We start from the raw sequence: 16,530 nt of genomic DNA on the forward strand, positions 1-16,530 counted from the left end.
TTCGTCGTCCAAAGCCCTCTAACGGCCGACTCGGCGGCGCACCTGCGCGATCACCTCGCGGATTTCCCGTACCCGCAACAGAAAGGCGAATCCGACGTAGGCCGCGCCGCCGACAGCCAGCGCTGGCAACAGTGCTATCCCGGCCGCGATCCACTCCGGCATGGTGGCCGGCAACGCGGAGCTGACCAGCCACTGCACGCCGACCGCGAGCGCGGCCGCCGGTGCGGTGGCTAGCACGATCCGGCCGACCGCCGAAAAAGTCCGGCGCAGCTGCAGCGGGCCGAGCCGGCGGCGCAGGATGACCGCGCCGAGAACCATCGCCAGCACGTACGACAAAGTGCTGATGATCATGAGTGCCTGCAACAAAAAGCCGCCCACGTTGAACAGCGGCAGCACCAGCACGCCGACGACTCGTACGAGCACCACCGGGATGTTGATCAGCGCCGCGGTTTTGGCGTCCCGCATGGCGTAGAGCACGAACGTCTGGATCTGACTGATCGCGTACGGGACGAGGCCAATGGCGGCGATCGCGAACACCTGCCCGGTCAGCTGGGCCTGCGCCACCGTGGTGTGTCCGTGCGCGTAGAGCAGGACGCCCACCGCTGGGCCAAAAAACAGCGCGACCGCGGTCGCCGGGACCAGCAGGGTGGAGGACAGTCGGGTGCCCAGTGACAGGTCGTCGGTGATGTCCGCCAGCCGGCCCTCCACCGCCGCGCGGCTCATTCTGGGCAGCAGCGCGGTGATGACGCTGACCGCGACCAGGCCGTGCGGCAACGTGAAAAGAATGAACGCGTTGTTGTAGACCGTCGAGCCGACATCCGCGCTGCCACTGCCGGCGGCGCGCAGGATCATGGTCAGCCCGATCTGGCTGAACACCACGTACAACATCAGCCAGCCGGCCATCGACCGGGTCTCGCCGAGGCCGGTGCCGCGCCAGTCCCAGCGCCATTTCCAGCGGAATCCGAGCCGGCGCATCGGAATCCACAGCGCCACCGCCTGCACGGCGATGCCGAGCGAGGTGCCGGCGCCCAGGACGACGATTTCCGGCACCGTGAGGGACGAGATCGTCAGGGCTCCGCCGCCGTGCATGACGGCGAAAACCGCCGCGGTGCCGATCACCACGACGTTGTTGAGCACGGGCACCCAGGCCGGTGCGGCGAATTTGCCGCGGCTGTTCAGCACCGCGCCGAGCACGGCGGCGATGGCGTAGAACAGGATTTCGATCAGGATCAGCGCCGCGAGGCTGGTCGTCAGCGACGCGTTTCCCGGCACCGCACGGAATTTGTCCGGAGTGACGATGTCGGTCAGCAGCGGCGCCGCCGCCACGGCGACCGCGGTGATCGCGGTGAAGAGCACGATCGTCAGCGTCAGCAGCCGCTGGATGAACGCCTCGCCCTTGTCCGGGTCGTTTTTCTGCGCCTTGACCAGCAACGGCACCACCACGCTGGCGAGCACGCCACCGAGCAGCAGTTCGTACACCTGGTTCGGCAGGTTGTTCGCGTACGTGTACGCATTGGACACCGCCGCCGAGCCGACCGCGGCGGTGATGATGACCTGCCGGAGCAGGCCGGTCGCCCTGGACGCGATGGTGCCCAGGGCCATGATCGCGGAGTTCTTGGCCACCCCGGCCGCGCCGCGATCTTCCTTCTCCTGCGGTTCGTCCAGCGCCGGGATCGGGCCACCGAGGTCGAGCAGGCCGGTCTGGTCGAGGCCGCCGCTCATCAGCTGCGGGATCTCCACGATCGAGATCACCGGGATGGCGCCGACATCGGCCTCGCTGGCGTTCTCGCCGGCCCTTACCCATGAGGACACGTAGACGGCGCCGACCGACTCGCCGACCTTGGCCGTACCGACGGCTCGACCGCTGCCGCGCCGACGCCGCCACCGACCGGTGTCGTCCGGTTGACGGCCTGGGGTCGGCTCGTCGGCGTCGTCCGGGGAACTGTGCCTCACGCCAGCTGACTTACGACTTCGTACACCTTCTCCGCCAGTTGCCGCTTGGGTACGCCCAGCTCATAGTACCGTTCGGCCACCAGCCCCCGATGCCTCGCCCGGCGGTGGCAACCTTCCGGAAACACTTCGTCACTACCAAGGAGGAAGGCCGGGATATCACCACATGCGCATACCTTGCCGCATGCTCCGGTCGTCGCTGTCCACCCCTCTGGCGGGAGAAACATCATGTCCGTGACGGATGAGTATCTGGAGAACAACGCCCGTTACGCGGCGAGCTTCACCGGCCCGCTGCCGCTGCCGCCAGCCAAGGGCGTCGCGGTGGTGGCCTGCATGGACGCCCGTCTGAACGTCTACGGCATCCTCGGGCTCGCCGAAGGCGAAGCCCACGTGATCCGCAACGCCGGCGGCGTCGTCACCGATGACGAGATCCGCTCCCTCGCGATCAGCCAGCGGCTGCTGGGCACCACCGAGATCATCCTCATCCACCACACCGACTGCGGCATGCTCACCTTCACCGACGACGGTTTCCGCCGCTCCATCCAGGAAGAAACCGGCATCAAGCCGACCTGGGCGGCGGAAGCGTTCCCGGACCTGGACGAGGACGTACAGCAGTCCATCGCCCGCATCAAGGCCAGCCCGTTTATCCCGCACACCGAGAGCGTCCGAGGGTTCGTTTTCGACGTGGCCACTGGGAAACTTATCGAGGTCGTTTCTTAGGCCGTTTTCTGTCAACCTCGTTGATCATGGGAAATCCCGCACTTTCCCCGAGCAAAGTGCGGGATTCGCCCATGACCAACAGCAAGAACGCACGCCCCGCGACAGGATCAGCGCCTAGGCAGTGTCTGGTTATTCCGCCGGGCGATAGCCGAGCCCAGAAGCCGCCTGCAGGCACCGTGGGAAAGCCCCCATAGCGCTGCTATGAAGGCTTCCCCACGGCACCAGCAGCCAACTTCTGGATCTCGACTCTCATCCCCCCGGAATAACCAGACACTACCTAGCCCACCTGAAGACCAGCAGCGATGTTCGCTACTTCTTGGTCTGGTCGTCCACCGACGCGCCGTCGGCGGCCCGCTGGACGGCTTCGACGCCGTTGACGACCGCGGCGTGGCTCTCGTACGCCTCGCCGGTGGCCACGATCTGGCCGTTGCTGGACTTCAGCCGGAACCGGAACTTGCCCGCCGCGTCCTCGTAGATCTCGAATTTGCCCGCCATGTCCAGCTCCTTGGTGTGAGGCGATCCGACGGCAAGACAGTACTCGCGCATGACACGCTGTAGCAGGATTTGACCCCAAGCGCTTGGTGCGCGTCGAAAACTGAGCCATCCAAGATGTCCTTCGCGGCGGAGGCCGTTCGTCCTTAATCTGAATGCCGGCGATCGGCGCCGGCGGCGGACCTACCAAGGAGCGACATGCCTCTGTACGTGGCACTCACCTACACCCGTGACGTCGACTGGACGGCGCCTGAGCAAGCCGGCGATCTGCAGGGATACGAGGACTTCGCCAAGTCCGCCGCCGCGGTGATCCGGGGCGGACAGGCGCTCTATCCGACGGCTACCGCGACCACTGTCCGGGTGTCCGGCGGCAAAGGCGGTGACGTGGTCACCAGCGACGGGCCGTACGCCGAGACCAAAGAGGCGCTGACCGGCTTCTACCTGCTGGAATGCGCCGACCTGGACGAGGCGGTGAAGATGTCCGCTGGCCTTCCGGCGGCCTGGGACGGCGCCGTCGAGGTGCGTCCAGTCATCCAGTTCCCGGCCTGAGATTGGACGCCGTCGCGCGGCTGGTTCGCGAGGAGGGTACGCGCGTACTCGCGACGCTGATCCGGGTCACCGGCAACGTCGACCTCGCCCAGGACGCCACCCAGGACGCGGTCGTTCGCGCGCTGGAGACCTGGCCGCGCGATGGCACGCCGGACAACCCGCGCGCGTGGCTGCTGGTGACCGCCAAGCGCCGGGCCGTCGACGTGATCCGTCGAGAGGCCCGGCGCGCCGGCAAGGAGGCGGCGGCGATGGACTGGACGACTGATCCGCAGGACGAGTCGGCGGAGACTATCCACGACGATCTTCTGCGGCTGGTCTTCACCTGCTGCCACCCGGCCCTGTCGCTGGAGGCCCAGGTCGCGCTTGCCCTGCGCACGCTGGGCGGACTGTCCACCGGCGAGGTCGCCCGCGGCCTGCTGGTGCCCGAGGCGACGATGGCCAAGCGGCTGACCCGGGCCAAGCAGAAGATCCGGCAGGCCGCCATCCCGTACCGGGTGCCGGAGCCGGCCGAGCTGCCCAGCCGGCTGTCCGGCGTCGCGGCGACCGTCTACCTGATCTTCAACGAGGGCTACGCGGCCGGTGGAGGTGCCGCGCTGGTACGTACCGAGCTGGCGGCCGAGGCGATCCGGCTCGGCCGGCTGCTGGCCGAGCTGATGCCCGACGAGCCGACGGTCCTCGGGCTGCTGGCCTTGATGCTGCTGCAGAACGCCCGCCGCGACGCGCGGGTCGGACCGTCCGGCGACCTGATCCTGCTGCCCGACCAGGACCGGTCGCGCTGGAATCCCGGCGCGATCAAGGAAGGCGTGCAGCTGATCGGCGTGGCGCTGCGGCGTACGCCGGACCGTCCCGACAGCTATGTCGTGCAGGCCGCCATCGCCGCCTGTCACGCGCTCGCACCAAGCTATGCCGAGACCAGCTGGGAGTCGGTCGTCTCCTGGTATGACGTGTTGCTGTCCGTAAATGACACGCCGGTCGTCCGGTTGAACCGCGCGGCGGCGATCAGTGAGCGGGACGGGCCGGCCGCCGGACTGTCCATTGTGGACGAAATCAGCGGCCTGGCGGCGTACCCGTGGTGGCATGCGACCCGAGCCGAATTGCTGCGTCGCCTCGACCGCCGCACCGAGGCCGCCGACGCGTACGAGCGGGCGCTCGCGTTGGAGCTGAACGAACCGCAGGCCGATCACCTGCGCCGGCGACTCGTCACCCTCAGCCCCGGAGGTCGGAGCGGGTGAGGGAACTGGGGGTCGAGTGGCCGGACAGGGCCAGGGTCAGCTCGAACTCGGCCAGGATGCAGCGGATGACGTGTTCGACGCCGACTTGGCCGTCCAGGGCGAGTCCGTAAACGTACGGACGGCCCAACAGAACTCCGCGGGCGCCCAGTGCGAGGGCCTTGGCGATGTCATCGCCGGTACGAATGCCGCTGTCGAAGAGGATCTCCAGGTGATCCCCGACGGCGTCGACGATGCCGGGAAGTGCGTCGACGGAACCGATCGCGCCGTTGACCTGGCGGCCGCCGTGGTTGGAGACGACGATGCCGTCCATGCCGGCGTCGGCGGCGAGCCGGGCGTCGTCGGGATGTTGGATGCCCTTCAGCACGATGGGGCCATCCCAGTTTTCCCGCAGGAAGGGCAGATTCTCCCAGGTCTTGGTGGGATCGTTGAACATCTGGATGAAATGTCCGACCGCTGCCTGCGGGTCTTCCTCGACGGGTTTGTCCAGCCCAGCTTGGAAAGCCGGGTCGCTGAAATAGTTCGCCGTTCCCACGCCACGCAAGAAGGGCAAGTAGGCTTGGTCGAGGTCGCGCGGGCGCCAGGCCAGGATGAAGGTGTCCAGGGTGACGACGAGCACGCGGTAACCCGAGTCTTTGGCCCGCTTGAGGAAACTTTTGGTCACCTCGGGATCTTTTGGCCAGTAGAGCTGAAACCATCGCTCCGCGTCGCCCATTGCCTCGGCGACCTGCTCCATGGGCGTACTGGACGCTGACGAAAGCACGAATGGCACCTGTTGGGCGGCGGCGGCTTTCGCGGCGGCTGTCTCGGCGTCGGGATGGACGATGGACTGTACGCCGATGGGCGCGAGGGCCAGTGGACTGGACAGCTTCTTCCCGAAAAGTTCGGTGGAAAGGTCTCGGCTGCCGACGTCTCGTAGCATTCGCGGGACAATCTCGTACCGGTCCAATGCGCGGCGGTTCGCCGCGGCTGTCTTGCCGTCGCCCGCGGAGCCGGCGACATATCCGTACGGGCCGGGAGCGAGATGGGCGGCGACCGCCGCCTCCAGTTGGCTCAAGTCGGTGGGCAGCTGGGGGACCGCCCCGCTGAACAGCCCGGTTGCGTAGATCTCGTACTGAAAACCGGCCCGGTCGGTCATCCCACGCTCCCGAGGGCGCTGATCCAGGGGAGCCAGCGGGCATCCGGGCCGCGCTGTGCATCCCAGGCCATGTTGGTGCAGGTGTAGCCGACCGACATGCCACTGGCCACGTCAGCAAAGGCGAGCCGGCCGCCGGCGCCGGCATGCCCGAAGCTGGTTTCGCCGAGCATCACGTTGCCGGCACGGGACAACTCGTAACCGAGGCCAAAGCGCAGCGGATAGTCGGCGGGAAGAACGTCCAGCGGCGGTGGTGCGGAGAGGTTGTCGGTCAGCGGAATGCGGGCGGCCTCGATGGTTTCCGGCCGCAGGACGCGGAAACCGTCGACCTCGCCGAGGTGGGCCGCGTAAAGCCGGGCGATGGAGCGGGCATTGCCGATGCCGTTGGCGGCCGGCACTTCGGCGGCGTGACCGGCACGTTCGTTGATGATGGCCAGCCCTTGGGCCAAAGACGTGAAATTGCTCAGCTGCGTACGGGCGATGGGGTGCTCAACGTCGACGCCCGCGCTGCGCATCAACTCGCTGAGCTGGTCGAGGCTGACCACCGGCAAGGTGCTGAAATGGGTCGCCACCCGGTCTTCCTCGGACTCGGGCAGGCCAATCCAGATGTCCAGGCCAAGCGGGCCGGCGATCTCGTCGGCGAAGACGCGACCGACGGTTTTTCCAGCGACGCGGCGGATAACCTCACCGACCAGATATCCGTACGTGACCATGTGATACATGAAAGCCGTGCCCGGTTCCCACAAGGGCGCCATTTCGGCCAATGTGCTGGTGCACAGATCCCAGTCCAGCAATCCTTGTCCGTCCATGCCAGCCGACGGAGTGAAGCCGAAAAGGCCGGCACTGTGGTTCATCAGCTGTCGTACGGTGACGTCCCGCTTACCGCTCGCCGCGAATTCCGGCCAGTATTTCGCCACCGGCGCCTGGAAGTCGAGCAGGCCGCGCTCGCTGAGCAGGTGGGCGACCGTGGCGGTGAAGCCCTTGGTGCAGGACATCAGTACGTGCAGAGTGTCACCGTCGAACGGCCGATCGCCCGGCTGGGACGGGTCGGACCACAGGTCGACGACCAGCTCCCCACCTCGATAGACGGCCAGCTGGGCGCCGCCGACATCGTCCTTCTGGCCTTGCGTGAAACCGTCACGGACAGCTTCGAATCCTTTATGGACAGTTCCGTGTACAGTCACAGTGAAAGTCCTTTCAGACACTCTGGTGAGCAATCCGGTCCACCCGACGTTAGCGGGCCGGCGGTCTCTTATCAAGAGCCCAGTGGTCTGATAATCTGGGACCTGTGACGGACTTCCAGCGGGCGCGCCGGCCGGAGCAGATTCAGGCGCGCCGGGCGGCCATTCTCGACGTGGCCGCGCAGCTGCTCACCGAGCATCCGATCGCGGACATCAGCCTGCGTGAGCTGAGCGCGCGAGTAGGCCTCGCCAAGTCCAACGTGCTGCGTTATTTCGACAGCAGGGAAGCGATTTTCCTGGAGATCCTGGACCGCACCCAGCGAGAGTGGCTGGACGCCTTGGAAATCGCGCTGCCCCAGGTCCGCTTCGGCCCTGGGGCGTACGAGCGGGAAATCGCGCTGGCGTCGGCGATCGCGGACGCGGCGGTCGGGTGCCCGTTGCTGTGCGAGCTGATCAGCACGATGACCGCGGTGTTGGAGCGCAACATCTCGATCGACTTTGCCCGTGGCTTCAAGCGCCGGGCAGCGGTCAACAACGCCCGCTTCGCCGCGCTCGTACGGGCGCAGGTGCCAGAGCTGAGTGAGCAGGCAGCTGCGACGTTTGTCGGCGCGGTGGTGGTGACCGTCGCTGGGCTCTGGCCGTACGCGAAGCCCACCCACGCGGTCGCTCAGGTGATGGCGGAGCTGAAGGCGCCGCCGGCGGACGAGATGTTTGCCAACGGCGTAAGGGAAGGACTGACGAACCAGCTGATTGGGCTGGTGGCCCGATCAGCTGGTTCTTGATGTCAGGCGTGGAACTTGTGGATAGTGGAGTCCTTCGCGGTGGTGTCGGCGGCCTGCTGGCAGCGGGTGACCCAGTCCGCCGGGGTGATTTGCAGGCCCATCAGCGCGGAAGTGGCGTCCTCGATGGCCTTGGACATCGCCGGATACCACGTTTGGTAGTGCGGAAGCGAAATCAGGTTGCTGCCGGCCAGCTTGACCGCCGCACGCCGGGACTTGAGGGCTGACGACAGGCTGAGGTTGTCGGCGTAGCCGTCGACGACCACGAGTTCGCTCGTACGTTTGGTGAAATCGGCGCACGCCTGCTTGGAAAGCATGATCCGGAGCAGTTCCATGCCGCCCAGCGGGTTTTTCGCCTTGGTCGGGACGGCGAAGTCGCCGCCGACGTTCACCTGTACGGCCTCGAACGGCATCTTTTCGTTGGCGGACAGACTCGGCGGTGAGTTAACGGTCATCCCGAGGTCTTTCGGCGCGATGTCGCCCAGCTCGTTCTCCAGCCACGAACCGCACGGAATGAAGACAGCTTTTCGTTGCGCCCAATAGGTTTGCGCCTGGGTGTGGGTGAGGCCGGTGGTGCCTTCCAACAGGTAACCCTTGGCCGCGAGCTCGTGGAAACGGGTCGCGGTGGCCAGCAGCGCTGGGTCTTTCCACGCGTTCGGGGCGAGGTTGTCGATCGTGCGGCCCAGCTCCATGCCGGCCGCCTTGAGCGCGATGTTCAGCATCGGATTGACGATGTAGCCCGGATATTTGCCCTGGTACGTCCACGGGGCAATACCGGCGGCCTTGATTTTGGCGCACAGCGCCATCATCTCGTCCCACGTGTGTGGATACTGCCAGCCGTGCTGGTCCAGCAGCGGCTGGCTGTACCAGATCCCGGACATCCCGTCGACGTACGGATGCGCGTAGATCTTCCCGTCGAGGGTCCCGAAGGTCGTGACCCCGGGCAGCAGCGTCTGCGCCACGGTCTTGCCGGGCGTGTCGAACGAAGGTGCTTGCAGCAACTGGTCGAGCGGCATCAGCTGGCCCTGTTGGACCAGCGCTGGCAGGTCGAGGTCGTTGGTGGCGGTCAGGTCCGGCGGGTTGCCGCCGACAAAACGTGGCTGCAGCTGCTGTTTCAGCTGCTGCCCGCCGTTGATGGTGACCTTCGCCCGCGGAAACCGGCCGCGATAGAGGGTCGTGTCGATCTTCGGCCAGTCCTTGCCATAGCCGCCTTCGAAGTTGAAGAACTCGACCGGCGCGTCCTCCTTCACCCCGAGCGGGTTTTTAGCGCTCCTAGTGCCGGCGCCGGCGGACCCGTTGCCGTCGTCGCCGCCGGAGAACGCGCAGCCGGACAGCAGGCCAGTGGCCGGGACAGCGGCCAGCGCGGCGACCCCGCCCAGCCGGATCAGCGTGCGGCGGTCCACTGTCACTCCACCGATGTCGTACGTCCTCATGCAACAGCGCCTTTCCGACGGTTCCGCCCAGTGGCCCCGGATGCTTCCGTATGATTGCCCGATCCGGAAAGTGCGAGCGCCGTTCCCGATGGCCTTTGCGAAGAATTCCCGGTAGACCAGTTGTCCATAACCGTGAACGTGCGGTCGTCGCTGCTCTGCGACGATGCGTGCGCTGGACAGGACCAGTGGTCTAACGGGTCACCGCTGGCCGCGGGGGGCGAATGCGCTGCTGGACTGATGGTTTAGACCTTTGGGCAACTCACTGTCGGTCGCGGACAGATCAAGCGCGGTGGCTCTGGGTGGCCCTGGAGCGCTCAACTGGTCCAGTCGAATTCCGTACCGAACTTGCGTTAGTGCGGTTTAGCGCATTGGCAGCCGTACGCTCGCGCCCTTATAACGAAGGCCCGTCACCCCGGAGGGAAACTGCCAATGTCCCGATCCCACCGCGTCCTGGCTCGTTTCGTGGTCCCGCTCGCGGTTCTGGCCACTGTTTTGGCCGCCAGCGGTCTCACCGCCCAGTCCGCGGCCGCTGTTCCGGCGGCCCGTCCGGCCGCGGCTGCCGCCGATCCGGTCACGAGCGTGTGGACGGAGAACTCGTCGGTCAACGTCTTCCAGAACGATCTGCCCAAAACCGGTGCCAGCAAGGCGATCTCGCTGGTGCTGGCGAAGAACGAGTACGAGTCGGCGCAGGTCGTGATCCGCAAGAACCAGCAGTTCACCATCCAGCAAGTGGCCTTTGGTGACCTCACCAGCGGTGCGAACACGCTGGCCGCGGCCAACCTGAAATACCAGTTCGTCGAGTTCGAGCACCTGGACCACAACACCACCACCGACTGGCCACCGCCGTGGCCGCTGGACAACCCGGTCCGGCCCGCGCCCGGTGACTTCCCGGACGCACTGTCGAACAACACCACCCTGACCGTGCCCGCGAACACCACTCAGCCGATCTGGATCCGGGCCTTCGCGCCGACCTCGACGCCGGCCGGCGTCTACACCGGCACCGCGACCGTGGTGACCGATGCCGGGAACACCAGCGTTCCGGTCACTGTCGACGTGAAGAACGTCGCCATCCCGAATTCCAACGACAGCTCGTTCACGCTTTCCATGTGGATGAGCGCTTTCGGCTCGCTGGGCGACGACACCGGTGATCCCAACGCGCAGGACACCATCCAGCAGTATTACGGCTATGCGCGATATTCCACCGACTGGTGGGCGCTGATGAACAACATCGCCGTCTCGATGACCCAGTATCGGCAGAACGACCTGCCCATCCCGCTGGTCACCTCGCTGATGGACGGCGGGTCCACTTTGGACGCCGCCGGCACGTACCATTTCAACTGGACGAGGTTCGACCAGATCGTGCAGTTCTTCATCGACCGGCACATGGTCAAGCAGCTCGAGGGTTTCTGGTGGTATTACGGGATCTACAGTGATGGCAGCGCGAAGACCGAGATCATCGCGCGAAACTCGGCCGGCAATCCGGTGCGTACGTACGCGCCCTCCGATGGCGCCGGCGTCAGCAACTGGGACTCGCAGTTCCTGCCGGCCCTGCGCGATCACATCAATGCCAAACAATGGGACGGCATGTTCTGGATGCACATCGCCGACGAGATCACCGACGCCCAGGTCTCCCGATACACGGCCGCGGTCCAGACCGTACGCACCATCTGGCCGGCGGTCCGGATCTCGGACGCCAACAACATCGAGTCGTCCGAGGAAGCGGTAGCGGCCAAGGAGAGTTTCCTCATCCCCAGCCTGATCACCGCGGACGCCAACCGCGGTTTCTATTCGTCGGTGGGCAAACCGTTCTGGCTCTACACCGCGAACATCCCCACCGGCTCCTATTTGAACAGGTTCATCGACCAGCCGGTCTACGCCGAGCGTGAAATGATGTGGTACGGCTACCAGCTGGGGGCCACCGGCTATCTGCACTGGGCCTACAACAACTGGCAGTTCACGATGGCCCAGCAGAGCGAGAAAGGGGACGGCTGGATCGTCAAGCCGGACCCGGACCACCACACCGTCAAGGCGACCATTCGCGAGGAGTCGCTGCGCGATGGCATCGAGGACTGGGAACTGCTGAAGATCATTGGCCAGACCAAGCCGGCACTGGCCAAGGCATTCACCACCGCGCTCGTCACCACCGCGACGCTTTACAGCCAGGACAGCGGATTCGTCACCCGGATGCACAATGCCCTGGTCGCGGCCGCCGCCGGCGGTCCCACCTTCGGCACCAACCTGGCGTCCACCGGCACCCTCTCCGCCGCCAGCTCGGCGAGCGGTTTCGATCCAGCCAACGCGATCGACGCCGATCCGGCCACCAGCTGGAAATCCGCGGCCGGTGGGACCCAGTGGTGGCAGGTCGATCTGACCAAGCAGGCGCAGATCGACGGTGTCCGGATGACCTGGGGCGCCAGCTTCCCGACCGCGTACAAGATCCAGCTTTCGTACGACGGAACGAAATGGGCGGACGCCTACACCACGTCCAGCGGCGCCGGTGGCGACACTTTTGTCGGCATCAACGGGAAGGCGCGCTACCTGAGGGTGTCCAGCGACAACTGTCCGGCGGCCGGCTGTTCGATCGCCGACCTGCAGGTCGGTGGATCGTTCCTGGCGCTGGAAAACCTGGCCGGCGGCAAGACGTACGACAAACCGGCGACGGACGGCAGCTACCCGGATAACGGGAATTCCGACTCCACCGATGGTGTCCTCGCCGCGGTCTTCCCAGACCACCGCTCGTACGGGTATGTCGTACCGAATAGCAGCACGCCGTTGACCGTCACAGTGACCGTCGACCTCGCGGCCGTGAAGTCGGTGGGCAGCGTGAAAATCCACCGCTACGAGAACTACGCGCAGCATTACGACCCGGACAGCCTGGTGCTCTCGACCAGCACGGACAAGGTGAACTTCACCCAGAAAGCCAGCGTGCAAAAGGCCAACGGGCAGGACGCCCTCTGGTACGACCTGACTTTCCCGGCCACCCAGGCGCGGTATGTCCGGGTGACTTTCACCAAACACTACGCCCCAGTCTCGGATTACCTTTTCGTGGACGAAATCGAGGCGTACCCGCCGCCGGCCGGTCAGGAAGTCAATGTCGCGCAGGGAGCGTCGTACACAAAATCCGAGAATCCGGACTCGCATTACCCGGACACCAACAATACCGAGTCGACGGACGGCGTCATCGCCGGCGGATATGGGGATGGCATCGGCTACGGCTATCAGCTGTCCGCGGTCGCCCACCAACCGGTGTCGCTGACGGTCGAATTACCCGCGCCCAAAGACCTCAACCTTGTTAAATTCGCCAAATTCAGCGACGGAGTCCACAACTACGCCCCGGACAAAGTCGATGTCTACACGAGCATGGACGGCAGCTCGTACCAGTACGCGGGCAGCGCCGCGTGGGGCACCGGGCAGTGGTACGAGATCGCTTTCCCGGACACCGTGGCGAACTACATCCGCCTTGATCTGACCAAACAGACCGGAACTTACGCCGACTACATCTTCGTCGATGAGATCGCCGCGTACGGAAACCAGGCGCTCGCGCCGACGAATCTGGCGCGCGGCAAGGTATATCAGGCGTCCTCGGGCACTGACCCGGGCTATCCCGACAATGCCAACGACTCCACCGACGGGTTCATCGCCGGCGGCTATCCGGACCACCGCTCGTACGGCTATCAGATGCAGTCGGGAACCACGAAAACGGTCACGGTGACCGTCGATCTCGGCACCACCAGAACCCTGTCGTTGGCTCGGTTCTGGCGTTACAACGACGGCGTACACAACTACCAACCGGACACCGTGAAGGTGTCCACCAGCACGGACGGGACGAATTTCGCCCTGCAGAAGACGCTCGGCGGCCCGGCCGGTCCGCACTGGTTCGCGGCCGCGTTGCCGCAGGTCCCGGCCCGCTACCTGCGCTTTGACGCGACCAAGACCTACGGCAGTTTCGCCGAGTACATTTTCGTCGACGAACTGGAGGCGTACGGCTCCTGACCCCGGTTTGGGCAGCTGGCAGCAACCTGCTAAAACCCCTCTGATCAGGCCCGTTGTCGCGGAAACGGCAGAAACCGTGACAACAGGCCCCGTCCTCGTGGGAAGATCTGCCCGCGACCGTCAGGGGATGGGAGAGACGTGCAAGAGGGGCAGCTGATCGCCGGCCGTTACCGCTTGGTGCGCGTCATCGGCGCCGGTGGCATGGGCGAGGTGTGGCTGGCCGTCGACCAGGCCGAGGGCACCCTGGTGGCCCTGAAGATCGCTGGCACCGGACCGGACACCGGCCGAGGCGTACGCGCGATGGAGGCCGCTACCCGGCTCGGGCACCCGAACATCGTCGGCCTGCTGGACACTGTGCGGGACGGCAACGTGCAGTGGCTGGTGATGGAATACGTCAGGTCGGCCAGCCTGGACAAGATCATCGCCAAGTCGCCGAACCAGGGCGTTCGGCAGGTGGCCGCGCTCGGCGCGCAGATGGCCTCCGCGCTGGCCGCCGTACACGCCGAAGGGGTGGTGCACCGGGACGTGAAACCCGGCAACATCCTGATCGCCCCGGACGGCAGTGCCAAGCTCGCGGACTTCGGGATTTCCCGGGTTTCCTGGGGAGATCCGACAGTCACCAACAGCGGCCAGGTCGGCGGCACGCCGGCGTACATGGGCGCCGAGGTGGCCAACGGCGACGACCCGACCACCGCCTCGGACGTGTTTTCCCTCGGCGCCACGCTTTTCGCCGCGATCGAGGACGAGCCCATCTACGGCCTGGAGCAGAATCCTCTTAAGACGCTGCGAAAAGCGGCGAGGATGCAGATCGGTGAGCCGCGCAGGGCCGGTCCGTTGACCCCGCTGATATCGGCGATGCTCGCGCCCGAGCCGGCGGATCGGCCGACCGCCGCGCAGGCCGCGCAAGCGCTGGCGGAGGTGGCCAACGGCAGTGCGCTGCCCTCGGTGCCGGCCGCGCTGCTCGGCCCGGACGGGCTGCCGGAGCGTACGCCCGAGTGGTGGCCCAGTTGGCTGACCCGGCGGCGGAGCCGGATGGTGGGCGTCGCGGCAGTGGCGGTCGCGGTGGTGGTCGTCCTGCTGGCGGTGTTCGTGTCCGGGGTCGGACGCCACAGCTTGCCGGTCAAACCGGTCGCCGGCCGCGATCCCAGCCCGTCCGGGTCCGCGGCGGCAAAACCCGCGACGGTCGGCGATCCGCGTACGGCTGACCCCTGCGCCTTGCTCAAGACATCCGACTTCACCAAGTACGGGCGCGTCGAGTTGTCCGCCGCGGACGCCAATTTCAACCGCTGTGACGTGCTCGTGCACACCAGCGCGGCGGACCCGATCGACGTGCAGGTCATCCTGGATCTCCCGCAGTCCAGCCCGCCAGAAGGCGCGCAGGCGACCAAAACCGGGCCGATCACGGTCTATAGATCGCCGCTCGTGGACGGTGAATGCGACCGGATCCTGCAGCTCGCCGACCACAATCTGGTACGAGTGCAAGCCGTCCAGGACGGGCCGGCGAACCTCTGCGCGATCGCCGAAGCGGCTACTCGGACCGCGCTCGGGATCCTCACCCAGAAGGCGGTGCCACGGCGTACGGCACCGCTGCCAGCCACCTCGCTGGCTAGCCTGGACGCCTGCTCGCTGGTCGGCCAGCAGGCTCTGGCCCAGCTGCCCGCGGCGGCCACCAGCACCCCGAACCATGGCTTCGGCGGCTGGGACTGCGTCTGGGAAAGTAAGGACACCGCGACCTCGGTCGAGGTGACCTACGAGCGGAACAACAGCGCGCCGAGCGCCGGCACCCCAGTCAAAACCGCTGGTCGTACGGTATATCTGCAGCCCAAGTACGACGACGACCACATGTGCCTGGCCCAACTCAGCTACCGCTCGGCCGCCGACCGGTCCGGTGACCCGATTTTCGAGCTCATCGACATCAAGGTGCACCGCGACAACATCGACGGCAGCGAGCTCTGCGCCCCCGCTCGTACGATCGCTACCTCAGTCGCCGGGAAACTGCCCGCCGTCTGATTCGCGGGTGGCTCTAGCCCCACCGCGCGGTCAGGATATTGGGATCCTGCTGGGTGAAGTAGGCCGCATCGGTCACCAACACGCTCTCGCCGGAGAACGCGACCGCGGTCGGATTGGACAGTCCATTGGCGGCCGTCCACAGCGTGGTCACCTGACCTGACCCGTACGGATCGACCTGTACGACCCGGTTTTCCTGGTTAATAGCGGCAATCACGAAACGCCCGTCGGGCGTGAAAGCGAAATCGTCCACTGGTCCCAGCCCGGAAACCACCACGCGGGGAACGCCGACGAACGGAAGGCGTACCAACGTGCCGGCGTCCAAATTGGACACCCACACCGAGTTGCCATGGATTTTCACCCCGTTGGCACCGAAACCAGCCTTGGGGGCGAGTAGCGGGCTGGCCGACCAAATCGACGGCGCGCGACCCGACAGCGGCACCTGCCACATCGTGCCGTGAGCCGAATCGGCCACCAACAGCCGTCGCCCGACAGCGTCCAACGCCATCCCGTTGTAAAAACCACTGGAAGGCAACGCAGTCATGCGTACGGCCGGCTGTCCCACCCGGAAGCGATAGATCCCGGTGTCGGCGGCAAGGCCGGTGGAAACGGCGAAATAGCGGACGCCCCGGTCGATGACGATGCCACCGGTGAAGATTTTCGTGTGCGAGCCCGGCACATCGCCGTTAGGCGGCACCGGAACCGTAGCGAGGACGCGTACGGCGCCGGAGCGGTCGATGCGGGCCACCTTGCCGGCGAAGCCGAAAGTGACATCGACGGCCGACGGGGACTCGACGGCAATGTTCTCCGGCTGCTGGCCGGCGGCAAGATCGAGGTGGGTGAGGATGTGTGGCGCACCAAAAGGCAAAGGTACGGCCAAAGTGAGGGCGGCCAGCGCGGCCGCCATGCGAAGCAACAACTCGGATCTCCTGGCGTACGAGACGGGTATGGCGCGACCCCAAGCTAGGTCTGCCGGTGGATCAGCGGCCAATAGGCTTTCCGGCAGTGTGCGATCAGGATCGCTATACCCGGCGGATCGGGGGAGAATGTTCGTTGGGGAGG

The 16,530-nt window shown here is 66.0% G+C and carries 12 protein-coding genes; 6 read left to right on the forward strand and 6 right to left on the reverse strand.

Annotated elements, in window-relative coordinates:
- Positions 1 to 18 precede the first annotated feature (18 nt).
- Positions 19 to 1,953 carry a murein biosynthesis integral membrane protein MurJ gene (murJ, locus tag ABD301_RS10320; RefSeq protein ID WP_344309297.1) on the reverse strand — a complete coding sequence of 645 codons (1,935 nt, stop codon included), beginning with the start codon at positions 1,951 to 1,953 and terminating at the stop codon, positions 19 to 21.
- 225 nt (positions 1,954 to 2,178) lie between these two features.
- Here murJ and ABD301_RS10325 point away from each other — a divergent pair, with 225 nt between their 5' ends.
- A complete protein-coding gene (locus tag ABD301_RS10325) occupies positions 2,179 to 2,670 on the forward strand; it encodes a beta-class carbonic anhydrase (RefSeq protein ID WP_344309299.1) in 492 nt (163 codons plus the stop codon).
- Between the two features lie 309 nt (positions 2,671 to 2,979).
- Here ABD301_RS10325 and ABD301_RS10330 read toward each other — a convergent pair whose 3' ends face one another.
- A complete protein-coding gene (locus ABD301_RS10330; RefSeq protein WP_163572571.1) occupies positions 2,980 to 3,165 on the reverse strand; it encodes a YegP family protein in 186 nt (61 codons plus the stop codon).
- Positions 3,166 to 3,360: 195 nt separating this feature from the next.
- Between ABD301_RS10330 and ABD301_RS10335 the strand changes: the two genes are divergently transcribed.
- Positions 3,361 to 3,711, forward strand: coding sequence for a YciI family protein (locus ABD301_RS10335; protein WP_163572572.1), 351 nt, complete (start codon positions 3,361 to 3,363; stop codon positions 3,709 to 3,711).
- Entirely contained in the window at positions 3,708 to 4,943 is a 1,236-nt protein-coding gene (locus tag ABD301_RS10340) for an RNA polymerase sigma factor (protein ID WP_344310012.1), read from the forward strand. The genes ABD301_RS10335 and ABD301_RS10340 overlap by 4 nt, the downstream gene beginning before the upstream one ends.
- Here ABD301_RS10340 and ABD301_RS10345 read toward each other — a convergent pair.
- Together ABD301_RS10345 and ABD301_RS10350 are read right to left on the reverse strand one after the other, a co-directional pair.
- The gene (locus ABD301_RS10345; RefSeq protein WP_163572573.1) at positions 4,918 to 6,078 is read right to left on the reverse strand and encodes a lactate 2-monooxygenase; all 1,161 of its coding nucleotides are present in this window, start codon (positions 6,076 to 6,078) and stop codon (positions 4,918 to 4,920) included. The two genes, ABD301_RS10340 and ABD301_RS10345, sit on opposite strands and share 26 nt — an antisense overlap.
- Entirely contained in the window at positions 6,075 to 7,259 is a 1,185-nt protein-coding gene (locus tag ABD301_RS10350; RefSeq protein WP_344309302.1) for a serine hydrolase domain-containing protein, read from the reverse strand. The genes ABD301_RS10345 and ABD301_RS10350 overlap by 4 nt, the downstream gene beginning before the upstream one ends.
- A gap of 104 nt (positions 7,260 to 7,363) precedes the next feature.
- Between ABD301_RS10350 and ABD301_RS10355 the strand changes: the two genes are divergently transcribed.
- The gene (locus ABD301_RS10355; protein ID WP_344309304.1) at positions 7,364 to 8,038 is read left to right on the forward strand and encodes a TetR/AcrR family transcriptional regulator; all 675 of its coding nucleotides are present in this window, start codon (positions 7,364 to 7,366) and stop codon (positions 8,036 to 8,038) included.
- Positions 8,039 to 8,040: 2 nt separating this feature from the next.
- Here the strand turns inward: ABD301_RS10355 and ngcE are convergent, their stop codons facing one another.
- Positions 8,041 to 9,468 (reverse strand): N-acetylglucosamine/diacetylchitobiose ABC transporter substrate-binding protein, encoded by a 1,428-nt coding sequence (gene ngcE, locus ABD301_RS10360; protein WP_344309306.1) that lies wholly within the window; start codon positions 9,466 to 9,468, stop codon positions 8,041 to 8,043.
- 429 nt (positions 9,469 to 9,897) lie between these two features.
- Here ngcE and ABD301_RS10365 point away from each other — a divergent pair, with 429 nt between their 5' ends.
- Together ABD301_RS10365 and ABD301_RS10370 are read left to right on the forward strand one after the other, a co-directional pair.
- Positions 9,898 to 13,461, forward strand: coding sequence for a discoidin domain-containing protein (locus tag ABD301_RS10365; RefSeq protein WP_344309309.1), 3,564 nt, complete (start codon positions 9,898 to 9,900; stop codon positions 13,459 to 13,461).
- 138 nt (positions 13,462 to 13,599) lie between these two features.
- Positions 13,600 to 15,471 (forward strand): serine/threonine-protein kinase, encoded by a 1,872-nt coding sequence (locus ABD301_RS10370; protein ID WP_344309311.1) that lies wholly within the window; start codon positions 13,600 to 13,602, stop codon positions 15,469 to 15,471.
- A gap of 13 nt (positions 15,472 to 15,484) precedes the next feature.
- On the opposite strand, the gene ABD301_RS10375 is transcribed toward ABD301_RS10370, so the two are convergent.
- Positions 15,485 to 16,387, reverse strand: coding sequence for a hypothetical protein (locus ABD301_RS10375; RefSeq protein ID WP_279582536.1), 903 nt, complete (start codon positions 16,385 to 16,387; stop codon positions 15,485 to 15,487).
- Between the last annotated feature and the right edge of the window lie 143 nt (positions 16,388 to 16,530).

Origin of the sequence: Fodinicola feengrottensis, assembly GCF_039530045.1 — a bacterium.
In the GTDB taxonomy this organism is placed as follows: Bacteria; Actinomycetota; Actinomycetes; order Mycobacteriales; family HKI-0501; genus Fodinicola; species Fodinicola feengrottensis.

Coding starts and splice junctions, on each gene's coding strand:
- ABD301_RS10365 (WP_344309309.1), top strand. CDS start 9,898: ATGTCCCGATCCCACCGCGTCCTGGCTCGTTTCGTGGTCCCGCTCGCG.
- ABD301_RS10325 (WP_344309299.1), top strand. CDS start 2,179: ATGTCCGTGACGGATGAGTATCTGGAGAACAACGCCCGTTACGCGGCG.
- ABD301_RS10345 (WP_163572573.1), bottom strand. CDS start 6,078: ATGACCGACCGGGCCGGTTTTCAGTACGAGATCTACGCAACCGGGCTG.
- ABD301_RS10335 (WP_163572572.1), top strand. CDS start 3,361: ATGCCTCTGTACGTGGCACTCACCTACACCCGTGACGTCGACTGGACG.
- ngcE (WP_344309306.1), bottom strand. CDS start 9,468: ATGAGGACGTACGACATCGGTGGAGTGACAGTGGACCGCCGCACGCTG.
- ABD301_RS10330 (WP_163572571.1), bottom strand. CDS start 3,165: ATGGCGGGCAAATTCGAGATCTACGAGGACGCGGCGGGCAAGTTCCGG.